Source organism: Microlunatus capsulatus (assembly GCF_017876495.1).
In the GTDB taxonomy this organism is placed as follows: Bacteria; Actinomycetota; Actinomycetes; order Propionibacteriales; family Propionibacteriaceae; genus Microlunatus; species Microlunatus capsulatus.
In genome coordinates this window covers 1,065,508-1,082,149 of record NZ_JAGIOB010000001.1, presented here as the reverse complement: position 1 = coordinate 1,082,149, position 16,642 = coordinate 1,065,508, and the positions used below count along the sequence as shown (strand labels likewise).

The window sequence follows — 16,642 nt, the reverse complement described above, 5'->3', positions numbered from 1 at the left end:
CCGTGCGGCCCGGGCCGTCGGAGCGGGCGGAGCGCGGCCCGCCGGACCCGCCCGCGGACGAGAGCGAGGCACCCCGTGACCGGACCGACCTACCCGCCCACCCCGGCCTACGGCGAGGGCGCCGGCACGCCCCGGCGGGGCAACCCCTTCCAGGGCGGGCGGCCGCTCGCCGGTCCTGGTCCTGGTCCCGGCGCGCCGGGCGCGCCGCGCTCCGGCGTGGCCCTCGCCCTGGCCCTGTCGGTGGCCTGGAACCTGGTGGCCCTGCTCGGCGTCCTGCTGCTCGGCTGGCCGGCCGGCAACGTCCTGCTGCTGTTCTGGGCGGAGAACGCGGTGCTCGGGGTGGCCACGCTGGTGAAGGTGGTGACCGCCCAGGGCACCTCGAACGCCCGGATCACGGTCAACGGCCGGCCCCGGGAGGGCAGCCCGGCGCTCTTCGGCCTGTTCTTCACGTTCCACTACGGCCTGTTCTGCCTCGTGCACCTGGTCTTCACCGGCTTCGTGGCGTTCGCCATCGGGTTCGAGCCCACTTTCCTCCTGCTGGGCCTGCCCGTCGTGCTGCTGGTGCTCCGCTACGCGGTCGAGACCGCGACCACGTGGTTCGGCGACGACGGCCAGCGGCGGACCACCTCGCCCTCGACCGCGATGGCGCAGCCCTACCCGCGGATCATCGTGCTGCAGGTCGCCGTGCTCGGGGCCTTCGCGCTGGTCCTCAGCGGCTTCAGGGGGGAGGCCCCTCCCGCCTGGCTGGGCACGCTCACCGGCTGGCTGCCGCCCGCCTGGCGCACCGACGGCGTCGTCGCGGTGGCCCTGCTGCTCGTCGTCAAGACCGCCGTCGACGTCGTGACCACGCGCCGGGCGCTCCGCCGCCGCTGACCGGCCCGGCGGCGGGCCCGGCGGCCACCGGTCGGCCGCGCGGGGGTGGTCCCTAGGATCGCCGCATGACGTCACCCTCGGTCCTGTTCCTCGGCGGCACGGGCATCATCAGCACCGCCTGCACCACCCGTGCCCTGGCCCAGGGCTGGGAGGTGACCGTGCTCAACCGCGGCACCTCGACGACCCGGCCGGTCCCCGAGGGCGTGCGGACCCTCGTCGGCGACCTCTCCGACCCCGCCTCCTTCCGCAGCGCCGTCGGCGACCGCGCGTTCGACGTCGTCGCCGACTTCCGCGCGTTCACCCCCGAGCACGTGCAGAGCCGGCTCGACGTGCTCGAGGGCCGCACCGGCCAGTACGTCTTCATCAGCTCCGCCTCGGCCTACCAGACCCCGCCCGGGCGGATGCCGGTGCGGGAGTCGACGCCGCTGCACAACCCGTTCTGGCAGTACTCCCGCGACAAGATCGCCTGCGAGGAGCTGCTCACCGCGGCCTACCGCGAGCGGGGGCTCCCGATGACCATCGTGCGTCCGTCGCACACCTACGACCACACGCTGCTGCCCTTCGACGGCGGCTGGACCGTCGTCGACCGGATGCGCCGCGGGGTCCCCGTCGTCGTCCCCGGCGACGGCACCTCCCTGTGGACGCTCACCCACCACACCGACTTCGCGCACGCCTTCGTCGGTCTGCTGGGCCACCCGGCGGCGATCGGCGACAGCTTCCACATCACCTCCGACGAGTGGCTGTCGTGGAACGAGATCTTCCTGACCGTGGCCCGGGTCGCCGGGCTGGACCCCGAGCTGGTGCACGTGCCCTCCGACGTCATCAACGAGGCCGACCCGGAGTGGGGCGACGGGCTGATCGGCGACAAGGCGCACACGATGATCTTCGACAACACCAAGGTGAAGCGGCTGGTGCCCGACTACGTCGCCAAGGTGCCCTTCGTCCAGGGCGCCCGCGAGATCATGGCGTGGTTCGACGCCGACCCGGCCCGCCAGCAGGTCGACGCGGCGATGGACGCGACGATGGACGCCCTCGTCGAGCGCTTCCGGGTCGCCCGGGCGTGACGACCCCCGGCGCACCGTTCCCGGCCTGGTTCTTCGACCGCGACGACCCGAGCCCCGACGACCGGTTCTACCGGCCGACCCGGCTGGTCACCCACATCGACGACGGGGCGGTCGCCGCCGTCGGCGACCTCTACGCCGAGCTGGGGGTCGACGGCTCGGCGGGCGGGCCCCGGCGGGTGCTGGACCGCATGTCGTCCTGGGTCTCGCACCTGCGGACGCCGCCGGCCGAGCTGGTCGTGCTCGGCATGAACGAGACCGAGCTGGCCGCGAACCCGGTCGCGACCGGGCGGGTGGTGCAGGACCTCAACGAGGACCCGGCCCTGCCCTTCGCCGACGCCTCCTTCGACGCGGTGCTGTGCTGCGTGTCGGTCGACTACCTGGTCCGACCGGTGGAGGTGCTGGCCGAGGCGGCCCGGGTGCTGCGGCCGGGCGCCCCGGTGGTGCTGACCTTCTCCAACCGCTGCTTCCCGACCAAGGCGGTGCACGGCTGGCTGGCGACCGACGACGCCGGCCGCTGCGCGCTCGTCGCGGACTACCTGCGCCGGGCCGGCGGCTTCACCGAGCCCGAGGTCAGCCTGCGCACGCCCTCGGCCCGCTCCTACCGGGGCGACCCGCTCTACGCCGTCGTCGCCCGTCGCGCCTGACCCCGCCCCCGGAGCCCGTCGAAGGGCCGCCCGCTCCCTGAGCCTGTCGAAGGGCCTGAGCCGCACCCGCTCCCTGAGCCCGTCGAAGGGGCCCGGGCCCGTCGACGGGCCGCCCTCAGGGCACGAAGCGGTAGCCGACCCCGGGCTCGGTGAGGAAGTGCCGTGGCCGCCCGGGCTCGGCCTCGAGCTTGCGGCGCAGGTTGGCCAGGTAGACGCGGAGGTAGTTGGTCTCCCGGTGGTAGCCGGGACCCCAGACCTCGCGCAGCAGCTCGGTCTGGCGGACCAGCTGGCCCGGCGTGCGGGTGAGCACCTCGACCAGCCGCCACTCCGTCGGGGTGAGGTGCACGGGCTCGCCGGCCCGGGTGGCGCGCTGGTCGGTGAGGTCGAGCCGCAGGTCACCGGTCTCGACCACCCGGGACGGTGTCCCGAGGGCCAGCGGGCTGTGCCGCAGCGCCGTCCGGATCCGGGCCAGCAGCTCCTCCATGCCGAAGGGCTTGGTGACGTAGTCGTCGGCGCCGAGGTCGAGGGCCTCCACCTTGTCGTCGGAGGAGTGCCGCGCCGAGAGCACGAGGACGGGCACGTCGGTGGAGGAGCGGAGCTGGCGCAGCACGCTCACCCCGTCGAGGTCGGGCAGGCCGAGGTCGAGCAGCACGAGGTCCGGCACCCGCTCGGCCACCACCTGCAGGGCCGAGCGGCCGTCGCCGGCGGTCTGCACCTCGTAGCCGCGGGCGCGCAGGTTGATGCTGAGGGTGCGCAGCAGGGCCGGGTCGTCGTCGACGGCCAGCACGAACGTCATGCGGGCCCCACCGCCGTCGGCGGCACCGGGGCGGACGCGTCGGAGGTGGCACCCACCGGGGCCAGGGGGAGGTCGACGACCATCGTCAGGCCGCCGCCGGGGGTGTCGAGGGCGCTCAGCCGCCCGTGCATCGCCTCCGTCAGCCCGCGGGCCACGGCCATGCCCAGGCCCAGGCCGTCGCCCTGCGGCACGTCGCCCAGGCGCTGGAAGGGGGCGAAGAGGGTCTCCTTCGCGTCGGCGGGGACCCCGGGCCCGTGGTCGACGACGCGGAGCTCCACCCGGTCGGCGCCGGCCGGCCACGTCGTGACCTCCACCGGCGTCCCGTCGGGGGTGTGCCGCAGGGCGTTCTCGACGAGGTTGGCGACCACCCGGTCGAGCAGCCCCGGGTCGGCGAGAGCGGGCCGGTCGGGCGCCCCCGGGTCGACCCGCACGCGGTCGGCGCCGGGCAGCGGCTCCAGCGCCCAGGCGACGGCGCTGGCCAGGTCGACCTCGCCCAGCAGCGGGGTGACGGTGCCCATCTGCAGCCGGCTGAGGTCCAGCAGGTTGCCGACGAGGTTCTCCAGCCGGTCGGCGCCGTCCTCGACGGTGGCCAGCAACTCGGCCTCGTCGGCCGCCGACCACCGGACCCCGGGGTCGCGGAGGCTGCTGGCGGCCGCCTTGATGACGGCCAGCGGGCTGCGCAGGTCGTGCGAGACGGCGGCGAGCAGCGCGGTGCGGGTCCGGTTGCCCTCGGTGAGCTCGGCGGCCCGCCGGGACTCCGCGAGGGCGTCGCGGCGCTCGCGGACCACGGCCACGTGCGCCCCGTAGGCCGACAGCAGCCGACGGTCGGCCGCGTCCAGGGCGTGCCCGCGGAAGGCGACGGTGACGTCCGGTGCCACGACCAGCTCGGCGTCGGCCCCGTCCGGGCGGTCCGGGGCGTCGCCGGTGGCGGCCTCGGTCACCCAGCCGTCAGGTGCGCGCCGGAGCACGGCGGCGCCGGTCAGCGCGAACACCTCGCAGATCCGGGCCAGCAGCTGCTCCTGGTCGTCGCCGGTGTGCAGCAGCGTGGAGGACAGGACGGCCAGCGCGTTGGCCTCGGCGCGGGCGCGGGTCGCCTGCTCGGTCCGTCGGGCGGCGCGGTCGACGACGGAGGCGACGGCGGTGCCGGTGAGCAGGAAGACCAGGATCGCCAGCGCGTTCTCGGGCTCGGCGACCGCCAGGGTGCCCGTCGGGGCGACGAACAGCAGGTTCAGCAGCAGCCCCCCGAACAGCGCCCCGACGACGGCCGGCCACAGCCCGCCGACCAGCGCGGTCGCCACGACCAGGGCCATGAAGAGCATCGACTCGGTCGGCAGCCCGTGCAGGTCGGCGGTCAGCCGCAGCAGCAGGGCCAGCAGCGCCGTCCCCGGCAGCGCCATCAGCGCCCCGCCCACGAGCCGGCGTCGGCTGACCCGACCGCGCGGGCGCCGCGGCCCCCCGGCGCCCCGGGCGTAGAGGTGGGTGACCACGTGCACGTCGACGTCCCCCGAGCCGGCGATCACCGCCTCGCTGAGCCCCGGTCGCAGCAGGCTGGCCAGCCGCCCGCGACGGCTGGCGCCGAGCAGCACCTGGGTGGCGCCGACGCCGCGGGCGAAGTCCAGCAGGCCCTCGGCCGCGTCGGCCGCGACCACGGCGTGGAACGTGCCGCCGAGCCCGGTCGTCAGCTCCCGCAGCTCCTCCAACCGGCTGGCCGGCACGGCGCTGGGACCGTCGCGGCGGCTGACGTAGACCGCAAGCCACTCCCCGCCGGTGGCCCGGGAGGCGATGCGGGCCGCCCGGTGCAGCAGGGCGGGGGACTCGGCGGCGCCGGAGACGGCGACGACCACCCGCTCCCCGCCCGCCCACGCGCCCGCGGCGTCGAGCCCTGTGCTGTGCCGGCCGGTGCTGCGCGGGTCAGGGTTGTGCGGGTCGGGGTCGTCGTGCGGGGGAGCCGCACCGAGGTGCACCCGGTGCCGACCGACCGCCATGGCCCCAGTCTGCCCCTTCGGGACGGGTCGGACGCCCACGCGCGGCGCGCGCCGAGCCGTAGCCTGGCGCGGTGGGCGACGCGGAGGACGACCTGGTGGTCCGGCTGCGGGCCGCCGGCTGCGTCTTCGCCGAGGACGAGGCCGCCCTCCTGGTCGCCGCGGCCGAGGGCGCCGGGCGCGAGGCGCTGGTCGCGCGCCGGGTGGCGGGCGAGCCGCTGGAGCAGGTGCTGGGCTGGGTCGCCTTCGCCGGCCTGCGGGTGCCGGTCCGGCCGGGCGTCTTCGTCCCCCGCCGGCGCACCGAGCTGCTCGCTGAGGAGGCGGTCGCCCTGACGCCCCCCGACGGGGTCGTCGTCGAGCTCTGCTGCGGGGCCGGCGCGGTCGCCCTCGCGGTGCTGGCCGCGCGCCCGGGCGTCGAGCTGCACGCCGCCGACCTCGACCCGGCGGCGGTGGCGTGCGCACGGGCGGGCCTGGGGGAGCGGGCGGCCGTGCACCAGGGCGACCTCTTCGACGCCCTGCCCGCCGACCTCGCGGGCCGGGTCGACGTGCTGGTCGCCAACGCGCCCTACGTGCCGACGGCGGCCATCGCCCTGATGCCGCCGGAGGCCCGCGACCACGAGGCGCCGATGGCCCTCGACGGCGGCGACGACGGCCTCGACGTGCTGCGCCGGGTGCTGGTGGGCGCCGCCGGCTGGCTGGCGCCCGGCGGGCACGTGCTCGTGGAGTGCAGCGAGGCCCAGAGCGGGCCGCTGGCCGCCCACGCCACCGCGCAGGGGTTGCGTGCCGACGTCCGCCGGGACGCGGACCGCGAGGCGACCGTGCTGGTGGCGCACCCGGCCTGACCGCGGGCCGCGCCCGGCCGGGACGGCGCGCGCCTAGGACCGGCGCCGGCGACGGCCGAGGGCCAGAGCGGCCAGGACCCCGCCCGCCCCGAGGACCAGCGTGCCCAGGGCGATGCCCAGCACCACCGGCGTCGGCACCCCGTCGTCGTCCTCCTCCTGGGGCGGCGGGACCGCGGCCGGCGTCGAGGCACCGGGTGAGGGCGAGGGGCTGGGCGTCGGGGTGGGCGTCGGCGTGCTCGCCCCCGCGTAGGTGGGCGCGCCCGCGCCGGCGCGGCCGAGCACCTCGACCTGCAGGGTGTAGGGCACGAGGAAGGCGTCGTCGCGGTCCTCGCTCATGTTGAGGACGACGTACTGCGGACCGGGCACGGCGGCGTAGTCGGTCGGGCCGAAGTCGAGCCGGTTGCGGTAGCGCACCGTCGGGGTGGACGCCGCCACCCGGTAGGTCGCGTCGTCGTCGGTCAGGGTGAAGGTGCGCTCGGGCAGTCCGCGGACGGCGAGGTTGGTGTAGCGGCCCCGGCCCGCGCCCAGCAGCTGCAGGTCGAGGGAGTCGCTGACGTCCAGCGCCCGGGCCAGCGCCCCGGTCCGCGGGGCGATGCTGACCTGCACCTGCACGCGCTGCCCCCAGTCGGCCGGCACCGCGAACACCTGGCTCTCGCCGGTGAGGATCGTCGTCCGGTACGTGCCGGGGGCCAGCGTCGGCGCGTCGGACAGGCTGCTGCCCGGGACCGGGGGCTTGACGGCCCTCGTCGCCGTCATCTTCTGCCAGCGGATCGCGCTCTCCCGCTCGGGGAGGTCGTCGGCGTCGGTGACGGGCGGCTCCTCGGCGACCAGGAGCTCGAAGCGGCCCCCGGCCAGGTCCTCACCCGACGTCGCGACCTGGGCCACCAGCTCGTCCGCCTGGTTGCAGTCCGACGCCTCCCTGCGCACCCAGGAGTCGACCTCGCCGCTGACCAGGGGCGACGTCCCGCCCGTCGCGATCGACTGGCCGAGCCCCGCGCTGCACTCCTGGCCCTCGGGGGTCCGCAGCCGGACGACGGCGGTGTTGACGGTGCCGGCGGGCCGGGCGGTGAACCCCACCCGCAGCGTGGACCCGGGGGCGGTCCGCGCGATGCGGTAGTACCGCGGGCGGTCCGACGCGTCGAAGGTGTCGAGGTACTGGCCCGGCCGGACGAGCGGCGCCGTGCCCGGTGAGCGCCCGCCCTCGACCGGCGTCCCCGTCAGCCGGAACGGCCGGAACGCGCGGGTCGCGAGCTTGTCGAGGGACTCCTCGAGGTCGTCGGCGCTGTCGGCGTCGTAGTAGGTGCCGTTGCCCTTGTCGGCCACGCAGCGCAGCTGGTCGCGGACCTTGCCGCTGACGGCCAGCCCGACGACGTCGACCTTGACGTCGACGCCGGCCTCGGTGATCGCGGCCGCGGTCTCGCACGGGTCGGCGTCGCAGGTCTCCTCGCCGTCGGAGACGAGCAGGATCGTGCGCTTGCCGTCCTTCCCGAGGTCGCCCGCCGCCTGCTCCAGGCTGTAGGAGATCGGGGTCTCGCCGTAGGGCTCGTACTGCCGGATCTCGTCCTGCAGGGCGTCCCGGTTGGCGGTGCCGATCGGCACGACGAGCTGGGAGTCGGTGCAGGCGCCCTTGTCGGAGCGGTCGAAGACCGTCGCGCCGTAGACCCGGAGGCCCACCGGGGCGTCGGCCGGCAGCCCGCGGACGACCGAGGCGAGCGCCGCCTTGGCGATCGAGATCTTGGACTTCCCGCCCACCCGGGCCTTCATGGAGCCCGACGAGTCGAGCACCATCACGAGCTTCCCGGCCTCGGCGGCCGCCGCCGGCCGGGGCGCGAGCCAGCTGCCCAGCACCACCAGCAGGGCGCAGCAGAGGGCGAGGACACGACGACCGGGACCCGAGGACACGGGGACACCCTAGGGGCGGCCCGGGTCCGGGAGCGGGTCGTCCCCAGGCCCCGCCGCCCGGCTCAGCCGGCCTGGGGGACGACCACGAGCTGGTGCTCGCGGACGCCGCGGGCCACCAGCCGCAGCGCGATCCGCTTGAAGGCGTCGTCGAGGAACTCCGTGACGGCCTGCGCCGGCAGGGGGAACTCGACCACCGGGATCTCGCCCCGCTCCTGGCCCAGCGCGTCGATGTCGCCGTGGGTCTCGAGCTGCTCGGCGACCCGGTCGACGGCGTAGACGCTCGCGGTCGTCGTGTCCTCCCAGATCGTCAGGTCCACCCCGAGGATCGTGTAGCGGCCCCGGTCGACCCCGGCCAGCTCGTAGAGGCTCGGCCGGTCCAGGACCGCGTCGGCGTCGTCGGCCGCGGCCGTGCCCACGTAGTCGTTCCAGCGGACCTCGGCGGGTCCCAGCACACGTCGCTCAGGCTGCATGCGGTGCAGGCTGGCAGGCCCGGGTGAACGGGCGCTGACGTCCAGGTGAGCGGGCGGGGGAGCGGCGTCCGGGGCCGCGCCGCGGGCCCCGGCGGCCAGAGTTCACCTGCTGCTCGCCTGGCCGTGCCCCGGCGGCCACGCCGGCGCCGTCCGCACTGGGTTCAGTCGGAGCACGAGCCTCTCTGCGAACCCCCCGCAGACTCCGACCAGGAGCACCGATGCGACTGTCCCCGTTGGGCGCCACGACGGCCGCCCTCCTCTCCCTCGGCCTGCTGTGGCCGACGGCGGCCGCCACCGCGGCCCCCCGACCGGTCGAGCGCGAGCAGCGCGCGACCACCACCACGACGCCCGCCCGCGCCGCCGCCGAGCGGCCCCGGACGACCACCACCCCCGTGCTCACCGCCCGCGCCACCCTGTCGGCGGACTTCCTGGCCCCCGGGCCGGCCTCGGGCGCGCAGGCCACCCCGGCCAACGGCCGCACCGGCCCCTTCGACGGCCAGGTCGTGCCCGGCTTCTCCGGCGTCGTGGCCAACGGCGACGGCACCTTCTGGGCGATGCCCGACAACGGCTTCGGCGCCAAGGCCAACTCCGCCGACTTCCTGCTGCGGATGTACCTGGTGGAGCCCGCCTGGGAGACCGCGAAGGGCGGGAAGGGCGCGATCCGCGTGCAGAAGTTCATCTCCCTGCGCGACCCGGACCGCAAGATCGGCTTCCCGATCGTCCACGAGCGCACCCGCTCCCGGCTGCTGACCGGGGCGGACTTCGACATCGAGTCCGTCGTCCGGGTGCCGGACGGCACCTTCTGGGTGGGCGAGGAGTTCGGCCCCTTCCTGCTGCACGTGGACCGGCGCGGTCGGGTGCTCGACGCGCCGGTGCCCTTCCGCGGCGGGAAGTCCCCGGACAACCCGACGCTGGGCTCCGGCGAGGCGGTCGTGCCGCGGAGCCGTGGCTTCGAGGCGATGGCGGGCTCGGCCGACGGCCGCCGGCTCTACCCCGTCGTCGAGGGCGCGCTGACCACCGACCCCGAGAAGCGCCGCCGGGTCATCTCGGAGTTCGACACCCGGAAGAAGCGCTACACGGCGCGGACCTGGGCGTACCAGACCGACACCGACGCGAACGTCGTCGGCGACGCGCACATGACCGGCAAGCACACGATGGTCGTCCTCGAGCGCGACGACTTCCAGGGCGCCGCCGCCGTCACCAAGCGCGTCTACGCGCTGGACCTGCGCAAGAAGGACCGCGACGGCTACCTGGTCAAGACCCTGGTCGTCGACCTGCTCGACATCGCCAACCCGGCCGAGATCGGCGTCGACCGCTCACCGGGCGCCTACGGCGTCGGCCGCACCTTCTCGTTCCCCTTCCAGTCGGTCGAGACCGTCGTCCCGCTGGGCCGTGGCCGCTACCTGCTGGCCAACGACAACAACTTCCCCGGCAACGACGCCCGGTACCCGGGCACGCCCGACGACACGGAGATGATCATGCTGCAGCTGAAGAAGGAGCGCGTCACCGCTCCGTCCACCATGCTGATCGCGCACCGCGGGGCCAGCGGCTACCGCCCCGAGCACACCCTGGCGTCCTACGAGCTGGCCATCGCCCAGGGCGCCGACTACATCGAGCCCGACGTCGTCGCCACCAAGGACGGCCAGCTGGTCGCCCGGCACGAGAACGAGATCGGCGGCACCACCGACGTCTCGGTGCACCCCGAGTTCGCCGGCCGGCGCACCACCAAGGTGATCGACGGCCGCCGCATCACCGGCTGGTTCACCGAGGACTTCACCCTCGGCGAGCTGCGCACCCTGCGGGCGGTCGAGCGGCTGCCGCAGGTCCGGGGCGCCAACACCCGCTTCGACGGGCTCTACCAGGTCCCGACGCTGGACGAGGTGATCGACCTGGCCCGGCACTCCCGGACCGCGGACGGCCGCCGGATCGGCGTCTACCCCGAGACCAAGCATCCCACCTACTTCGCCGACCTCGGGCTGGCGCTGGAGGACCGTCTGGTCGACGTGCTGGAGCAGAACGGCTACGCCGGCGCCGACGACCCGGTGGTCATCCAGAGCTTCGAGACCGCCAACCTGCAGCGGCTCTCCCGCCGCACCGACCTGCCGCTGGTGCAGCTCGTCGACTGCGCGGGCGCCCCGTTCGACCTGGTGAGCTCCGGCGACCCGCGCACCTACGCCGACCTGGTGACGCCGGAGGGCCTGGCCGAGATCAGCGGCTACGCCGACGCCGTCGGCCTCTGCAAGGACGTGATGATCCCGCGCGACGCCCAGAACCGGCTCGGGGAGCCCACCGACGTCATCCGCGACGCGCACCGCGTCGGGCTCAGCGTCACCGGCTGGACGTTCCGGCTGGAGAACCAGTACCTGCCGGCCGACTACCGGCTGGGCTCCGACCTCACGGCGCCGGGTGACCTGCGGCGCGAGATCGAGACCTACCTCGAGGCCGGGATGGACGCCTTCTTCACCGACAACCCCGACGTCGGCGACCTGGCCCGGCGCCGGCACGCCGCCGTCAGCCCCGCCGCCCGCCCGGGTGTCGAGCGGGTGCAGGCGGTCAGCGCCGCCCGCTGACCCGCCGGCCGGCCGCTCAGCCGCGGCCGGCCAGCAGGTCGCGGAACTCCTCGGCCCAGCCGAGCTGGCGGGCCAGCGTCGCGCAGCTCTCCTCGGCCCGGGCGTGGCAGTCGGCGACGAACGCCGCGGCGGCGCGGGTGTCCTCCTCCGAGGCGCCCGCGCCGTCGAGCACGTCCAGGGAGGCCAGCAGCCGGCCCATCTCCTCCAGCGTGAAGCCCAGCGGCTTCATCCGCCGGATCGTGCGCAGCCGGTCGACGTCGTCGGCGGTGTAGAGCCGGTAGCCGCCCGCGCTGCGCACCGACGGGGGGACCAGGCCCACCTCGTCCCAGTGCCGCAGCGTCCGGATCGAGAGCCCGAGGTCCTCGGCCACCCGGCCGATCTGCTGCGGGGCGCCGGCCCCGGCGTCAGCCCCCGGCACCGAGCTGCCCGCTCAGCTTGCTGTGCCAGACCCGGCTTGGCTCGTTGAGCCCGACGATCTGCACGTCCTTGCCGCGCTGGCGGTACTTCGTCTCGATGGCGTCCAGGGCGGCGACGGTGGAGGAGTCGTAGATCTGCGACCCGGACAGGTCGATGACCACGTGCTGCGGGTCGCCGGCGTAGTCGAACTGCTGCACCAGGTCGTTGCTGGAGGCGAAGAACAGCGCCCCCCGGACGGCGTAGACGCGGGTGTCCTCGTCGGGGTGCGCGACGTCGACGACCTCGGTGAAGTGGGCGACGCGGCGGGTGAAGAAGACCATCGCCACCAGCACGCCGACGACGACGCCGTAGGCCAGGTTGTGCGTCGCGACGGTGACGGCGACGGTCGCGACCATGATCGCGGTGGCGCTGAGCGGCATCCGGCGCAACGTCGAGGGCCTCACGCTGTGCCAGTCGAAGGTGCCGACCGACACCATGATCATCACCGCGACCAGGGCGGCCATCGGGATGACGGCGACGACGTCGCCCAGCGCGACCACCAGCACCAGCAGGAAGACCCCGGCCAGGAAGGTGGAGATCCGCGTCCGGGCCCCGGAGACCTTGACGTTGATCATGGTCTGGCCGATCATCGCGCAGCCGCCCATCCCGCCGAACAGGCCGGTGACGACGTTGGCGACGCCCTGCCCCCAGGTCTCGCGGCTCTTCGAGCTGCGGGAGTCGGTGATCTCGTCGACCAGCTTGGCCGTCATCAGCGACTCGAGGATGCCGACGAGGGCGACGGCCAGCGCGTAGGGGGCGATGATCCGCAGCGTCTCCAGGGTCAGCGGGACGTCGGGGCGGAACAGCGTCGGGAGGCTGTCGGGCAGCGCGCCCTGGTCGCCGACGGTCGGCACGGCCAGGCCGAAGGCGAGCGCGGCGGCGGTGAGCAGCACGATGGCGACCAGCGGGGCCGGCACGACGGTGGTCAGCCGGGGCAGCAGGACGATCACCGCGACCCCGACGGCGACCATCGGGTAGACCAGCCAGGGCACGCCCAGCAGGTAGGGGACCTGCGAGCTGAAGATGAGGATCGCCAGCGCGTTGACGAAGCCGACCATGACGCTGCGCGGCACGAACCGCATCAGCTTGGCCACGCCCAGCAGGCTGAGGACGATCTGCAGCACGCCCGCGGCGAGCACGGTGACGACGAGGTAGTCCAGGCCGTGGTCGCGCACCAGCGGGGCGATGACGAGGGCCACCGCACCCGTCGCGGCGCTGATCATGGCGGGCCGGCCGCCGACGACGGCGATGGTCACCGCCATGGTGAAGGACGCGAACAGCCCGACGCGGGGGTCGACGCCGGCGATGATCGAGAACGAGATGGCCTCGGGGATCAGCGCCAGCGCGACGACGAGCCCGGCCAGCACCTCGGTGCGCAGCCGGCGCGGGGAGCGCAGGGCCTGCCGCACCGTCGGGTTGTCGGGGGCGTGGACGGCGGCGGGCGCCGGGGCGGACGGCGGTGACGTCATGGGGGTCCGTTCGGGTGGTCGGGCGAGCAGGGCGTGCGGCGGCCGCGGGCGCGACGGGCGGAGTGGGTCAGGGGTGCGGGCGGGGCTCGCGACGGCGGCGCGACGCTGCACCGGCGGCCCGGGCGACGGCTGGCCGCGGCCGGGAACCTCAACCCTACCGCGACGTGAGGGTTGCTCCCACCGGCCCCGCCGGCCCGGCCCGTGCGCGGGTGGGGAGCGCCTAGACTTCTGCGGTCCGGCGCCGGGCGGCTCGGCGACCCGCGGTCACGACCAGCCCGCGACTGACGACCCGGTCGGGTCGCGGACCCCGTCCCAGGAGCACGCCATCAGCGTCGACAACCCCGGTCTGCTCTTCGCCGCGCTCGGCCTGGCCGCCTTCGCAGCCGCCCTGCTGCCGCGGCTGCTCGGCCGCGTCCCCGTCTCCATGCCCATGGTCTTCCTCGGGCTGGGCGCCCTGGTCTTCTGGCTGGTGCCCGAGCTCCCGACGCCGGACCCGCTGGCGCACCCCGCGGTCACCACCCACCTCACCGAGGTCTGCGTGCTGGTGTCGCTGATGGGCGCCGGGCTGGCCCTGGACCGCCCGCTCAGCTGGAAGGGCTGGCGCAGCCCGCGCCGGCTGATCGGGCTGACGATGGTGGGCTGCATCGCCGTCGTCACCCTCGTGGGCAGCGCCTGGCTGGGCCTGGGGCTCGCGGCCGCGCTGCTGCTGGCCGCCGTCGTCGCCCCCACCGACCCGGTGCTGGCCAGCGAGGTGCAGGTCGCCGAGCCGGCCGAGGAGCCGGACGCCCCCGTCGAGGACGAGGCGCGGTTCGCGCTCACCTCCGAGGCCGGCCTCAACGACGGGCTGGCCTTCCCCTTCACCTACGCCGCCGTGGCCATCAGCACCGCGGGCCTCGGCTGGGCGTCGTTCGGGCACTGGCTCGCCGTCGACCTCCTCTGGCGGCTCGCGGCCGGGGTGGTCGTCGGGCTGGTGGCCGGCTGGCTGCTGGGCAAGCTGTTCTTCAACGCGCCGCTGCAGCCGCTGCGGCTGGCCGACCACGCCGAGGGCTTCGTCGCGCTGGCCGCGACCTTCCTGACCTACGGGCTCGCCGAGCTGGTGCACGGCTACGGCTTCGTCGCCGTCTTCGTGTGCGCCTGCGCGATCCGGGCCGCCGAGCGCAGCCACGGGTTCCACAAGGTGCTGCACTCCTGGGTGGAGCAGCTGGAGCGGCTGCTCACCGTGCTGGTCCTCGTGCTGCTCGGCGGGGCGCTCACCCGCGGCCTGCTCGACGCCCTGCAGCCGCGCGACGTGCTGCTCGTCGTCGCGTTCCTGCTGCTGATCCGGCCGGGCCTGGGCTGGCTGGGGATGCTCGGCACCGGCACGGGCCCCCGCGAGCGCGCCGTCATCGCCTTCTTCGGGGTGCGCGGCATCGGCTCGCTGTTCTACATCTCCTGGGCCCTCGAGCACGGCGACTTCGCCCAGCCCGAGCGGCTGTGGGCCGTGGTGGCGCTGACCGTGGCCGCGTCGGTGCTGCTGCACGGGCTGACGGCCACGCCGGCCATGATGCTGCTGGACCGGGAGCGGCGGCGGGCGGCCGTGCGCCGGCACGGGGACGCGTCGCTGGCGCCCGAGACGGCGGTCTGAGCCCGCTGCCGACCGGACTCAGCCGGCGGCGCGGTAGCCGGCGGTCGCGCCGACCTCGTCCAGCCGGACGTGGCCGTCGCCGTCGGTGAGCCGGGTGAGGGTGTCGACGACGGTGCTCACCGGGTCGCCCAGCCCCGCGATCTCGCGCTGCAGCCGGCCGGCCTCGCGCCGGTGGGCGGGGGAGCGCAGCACCCGGCGGACGGCCCGGCGCACCCGGGCGGCCCCCGGCGAGCCGGTGCGCAGGTTCAGCCCGGCGCCGGACCAGGCGACCCGGGCGGCGACCTCGGGCTTGTCCTCGCTGCTGCCGGCGACGACGAGCGGCACGCCGTAGGCCAGCGCCTGCTGCACCCCGCCGAAGCCGCCGTTGGTCACCATCACCGAGGTGCGCGGCAGCAGCTGGTCGTAGGGCAGGAATGACGCCACCCGCACGTTGGCGGGCAGCGGGCCGCCGTGCTGCTCGACCAGCTGCTCGACCGGCCGACCCCCGGTGGAGGCCACCACGAGCACGTCCTCGCGGGCCAGCCCGCGCAGCGTCGGCACCATCAGCCGGCCGAGGTCGCCGTTGGCCATCGTCCCCTGGGTGACGTGCACGACGGGCCGTCGGCCGTCGAGGTCGCCCCACCAGGAGGGCAGCCCGCTGGTCCGGTCCGCCGCGCGGGCCGGCCCGTCCGGGCGGTGCCCGGGGACGGGCGGGCCGTCGGCCGGCACGCCGGGGGCGACGGGCAGCTGCAGCGGCCCGACCAGGCGGACCGTGGCCGGCATGGACCGGCGCGGGTACTCGATGCCGGGGGTCGCCAGCTGGAAGGTCAGGTCGAAGCGGGTGGCCTGGTCGAAGTAGTTGCCCTCCGGACCCGGCGCGCCGGCCTCGTGCAGCGCCGCCCGCAGGCCGTCCTGGACCGGGCGCAGCGGTCCCCGGTGCAGGATCGTCGAGATCACCCAGTTGCGGCCGAGCCCGTGCACCGAGCGGTCGGGCTGCAGGCCCGCGCCGAAGGGGGCGCAGTCGGCGCTGCTGACGGCGAGCGGGGTCACCGAGACGCCCACCACCGGCAGCCGGCGCGCGGCCGGGACGCTGAGCAGGGGGAGCGCGCCCAGGAAGGCGGCCTCGCAGACCACGGCGTCGTACCGGTCCGCGTCGAGGGCGGCCCGCAGGGCGCGGTGCTGGGCGGGCAGCGGGCGCACGAACAGCCCGAGGATGTCGTGCCGGCCGGCGGCCACCCCGCGCAGCTCCTGACGGCCGGGGAGCCAGGCGTCGAGCTCGGCGTCGTCGTAGTCGACCTCGGCGGGCAGCGGCCGGAACCCGAGTCCGCTGCCGGAGACCGTGCCCTCGTACTTCCGGCCGGTCAGGACGGTCACCCGGTGACCCCGCTCGACGAGCCCGCGGCCGATCGCCACCATGGGCGTCACGTGCCCGTAGATGGGCGTCGCCGGCAGCAGGAAGTGGGACATGGGAACGCCCTCAACCTAGCGCACGGTCCCGCAGCAGCCCGGGCGGTCGGGCGGCCCGGCCCGATCAGCCGTCGGCGCGCCGCAGCCGGCGCAGCTGGGTGGCCAGGTGCGGTCGGGCTCGCCGCTGCCCGCCGCGCTCGCCGATCGCGCCGTCGAGGGCCTCCAGCACCCGGCGCACCCGGGCGGCGTCGGGGGACCAGCCCCGGCGTCCGCACTCCTCCAGCCAGTCGGCGGCGCCGCGGTGGCCCCGCTCGCCGTTGCAGCGCCGGCAGGCCGCCACCTCGTTCTCCAGCCAGGACGGCCCGCCCTTCACCTTGGGCACGAGGTGGTCGGTGGTGGGCAGCACCCGCGGGCCGAACGCGCGGCCGCACCACGTGCAGGTGGCGCCGTCGCGCGCCAGCACGGTCGCCAGCCGCTCGGCCCGACCGGGCTGGCCGGACGGCCGCGCGCCGTCCGGCGCGCTCACGGGTGACGGCTCACGGACGGGGGCTCACGGGTGGGGTG

General features: G+C 75.7%; 14 protein-coding genes. 6 read left to right on the top strand and 8 right to left on the bottom strand.

Going from position 1 to position 16,642, the window contains the following annotated elements:
* Positions 1 to 75 precede the first annotated feature (75 nt).
* From JOF54_RS04990 to JOF54_RS21780, 3 genes are all read left to right on the top strand, one after another.
* Entirely contained in the window at positions 76 to 873 is a 798-nt protein-coding gene (locus JOF54_RS04990; protein ID WP_210053549.1) for a DUF6498-containing protein, read from the top strand.
* Positions 874 to 938: 65 nt separating this feature from the next.
* Positions 939 to 1,937 carry an SDR family oxidoreductase gene (locus tag JOF54_RS04985; RefSeq protein ID WP_210053548.1) on the top strand — a complete coding sequence of 333 codons (999 nt, stop codon included), beginning with the start codon at positions 939 to 941 and terminating at the stop codon, positions 1,935 to 1,937.
* Positions 1,934 to 2,581, top strand: a complete 648-nt coding sequence (locus JOF54_RS21780) for a class I SAM-dependent methyltransferase (protein WP_210053546.1) — start codon at positions 1,934 to 1,936, stop codon at positions 2,579 to 2,581. Before JOF54_RS04985 ends, JOF54_RS21780 begins: the two co-directional genes overlap by 4 nt.
* 115 nt (positions 2,582 to 2,696) lie before the next feature.
* Here the strand turns inward: JOF54_RS21780 and JOF54_RS04975 are convergent, their stop codons facing one another.
* Both JOF54_RS04975 and JOF54_RS04970 read right to left on the bottom strand, forming a co-directional pair.
* Positions 2,697 to 3,377: a response regulator gene (locus JOF54_RS04975; protein WP_210053544.1), complete on the bottom strand. Its 681-nt coding sequence runs from the start codon at positions 3,375 to 3,377 to the stop codon at positions 2,697 to 2,699.
* Complete coding sequence (locus JOF54_RS04970; protein ID WP_210053542.1) at positions 3,374 to 5,362, bottom strand: DUF4118 domain-containing protein; 1,989 nt, start codon at positions 5,360 to 5,362, stop codon at positions 3,374 to 3,376. Before JOF54_RS04970 ends, JOF54_RS04975 begins: the two co-directional genes overlap by 4 nt.
* 71 nt (positions 5,363 to 5,433) lie before the next feature.
* Between JOF54_RS04970 and JOF54_RS04965 the strand changes: the two genes are divergently transcribed.
* On the top strand, positions 5,434 to 6,201 hold the full coding sequence (locus tag JOF54_RS04965) for a putative protein N(5)-glutamine methyltransferase (protein ID WP_210053541.1): 768 nt from the start codon (positions 5,434 to 5,436) through the stop codon (positions 6,199 to 6,201).
* Positions 6,202 to 6,234: 33 nt separating this feature from the next.
* Here the strand turns inward: JOF54_RS04965 and JOF54_RS04960 are convergent, their stop codons facing one another.
* Positions 6,235 to 8,103 (bottom strand): vWA domain-containing protein, encoded by a 1,869-nt coding sequence (locus JOF54_RS04960; RefSeq protein WP_210053537.1) that lies wholly within the window; start codon positions 8,101 to 8,103, stop codon positions 6,235 to 6,237.
* Between the two features lie 62 nt (positions 8,104 to 8,165).
* The gene (locus JOF54_RS04955; protein ID WP_210053535.1) at positions 8,166 to 8,573 is read right to left on the bottom strand and encodes a hypothetical protein; all 408 of its coding nucleotides are present in this window, start codon (positions 8,571 to 8,573) and stop codon (positions 8,166 to 8,168) included.
* 218 nt (positions 8,574 to 8,791) lie between these two features.
* Between JOF54_RS04955 and JOF54_RS04950 the strand changes: the two genes are divergently transcribed.
* Positions 8,792 to 11,143: an esterase-like activity of phytase family protein gene (locus tag JOF54_RS04950; protein WP_210053533.1), complete on the top strand. Its 2,352-nt coding sequence runs from the start codon at positions 8,792 to 8,794 to the stop codon at positions 11,141 to 11,143.
* 16 nt (positions 11,144 to 11,159) lie between these two features.
* On the opposite strand, the gene JOF54_RS04945 is transcribed toward JOF54_RS04950, so the two are convergent.
* Together JOF54_RS04945 and JOF54_RS04940 are read right to left on the bottom strand one after the other, a co-directional pair.
* Complete coding sequence (locus JOF54_RS04945) at positions 11,160 to 11,561, bottom strand: MerR family transcriptional regulator (RefSeq protein ID WP_210053531.1); 402 nt, start codon at positions 11,559 to 11,561, stop codon at positions 11,160 to 11,162.
* Positions 11,548 to 13,068: a SulP family inorganic anion transporter gene (locus JOF54_RS04940; RefSeq protein ID WP_210053529.1), complete on the bottom strand. Its 1,521-nt coding sequence runs from the start codon at positions 13,066 to 13,068 to the stop codon at positions 11,548 to 11,550. Before JOF54_RS04940 ends, JOF54_RS04945 begins: the two co-directional genes overlap by 14 nt.
* Before the next feature lie 325 nt (positions 13,069 to 13,393).
* On the opposite strand from JOF54_RS04940, the gene JOF54_RS04935 reads away from it, so the two are divergent.
* The gene (locus tag JOF54_RS04935) at positions 13,394 to 14,692 is read left to right on the top strand and encodes a cation:proton antiporter (RefSeq protein ID WP_307804456.1); all 1,299 of its coding nucleotides are present in this window, start codon (positions 13,394 to 13,396) and stop codon (positions 14,690 to 14,692) included.
* Positions 14,693 to 14,710: 18 nt separating this feature from the next.
* Here the strand turns inward: JOF54_RS04935 and JOF54_RS04930 are convergent, their stop codons facing one another.
* Together JOF54_RS04930 and JOF54_RS04925 are read right to left on the bottom strand one after the other, a co-directional pair.
* Positions 14,711 to 16,138 carry a glycosyltransferase gene (locus JOF54_RS04930; protein ID WP_210053524.1) on the bottom strand — a complete coding sequence of 476 codons (1,428 nt, stop codon included), beginning with the start codon at positions 16,136 to 16,138 and terminating at the stop codon, positions 14,711 to 14,713.
* Positions 16,139 to 16,202: 64 nt separating this feature from the next.
* Positions 16,203 to 16,604, bottom strand: a complete 402-nt coding sequence (locus JOF54_RS04925) for an HNH endonuclease (protein WP_210053522.1) — start codon at positions 16,602 to 16,604, stop codon at positions 16,203 to 16,205.
* Positions 16,605 to 16,642 lie beyond the last annotated feature (38 nt).

Bases quoted from the DNA above. Each gene is read 5' to 3' on its own strand.
- JOF54_RS04985 (WP_210053548.1), top strand. From the start codon at position 939: ATGACGTCACCCTCGGTCCTGTTCCTCGGCGGCACGGGCATCATCAGC.
- JOF54_RS04975 (WP_210053544.1), bottom strand. From the start codon at position 3,377: ATGACGTTCGTGCTGGCCGTCGACGACGACCCGGCCCTGCTGCGCACC.
- JOF54_RS04970 (WP_210053542.1), bottom strand. From the start codon at position 5,362: ATGGCGGTCGGTCGGCACCGGGTGCACCTCGGTGCGGCTCCCCCGCAC.
- JOF54_RS04955 (WP_210053535.1), bottom strand. From the start codon at position 8,573: ATGCAGCCTGAGCGACGTGTGCTGGGACCCGCCGAGGTCCGCTGGAAC.
- JOF54_RS04950 (WP_210053533.1), top strand. From the start codon at position 8,792: ATGCGACTGTCCCCGTTGGGCGCCACGACGGCCGCCCTCCTCTCCCTC.
- JOF54_RS04940 (WP_210053529.1), bottom strand. From the start codon at position 13,068: ATGACGTCACCGCCGTCCGCCCCGGCGCCCGCCGCCGTCCACGCCCCC.
- JOF54_RS04930 (WP_210053524.1), bottom strand. From the start codon at position 16,138: ATGTCCCACTTCCTGCTGCCGGCGACGCCCATCTACGGGCACGTGACG.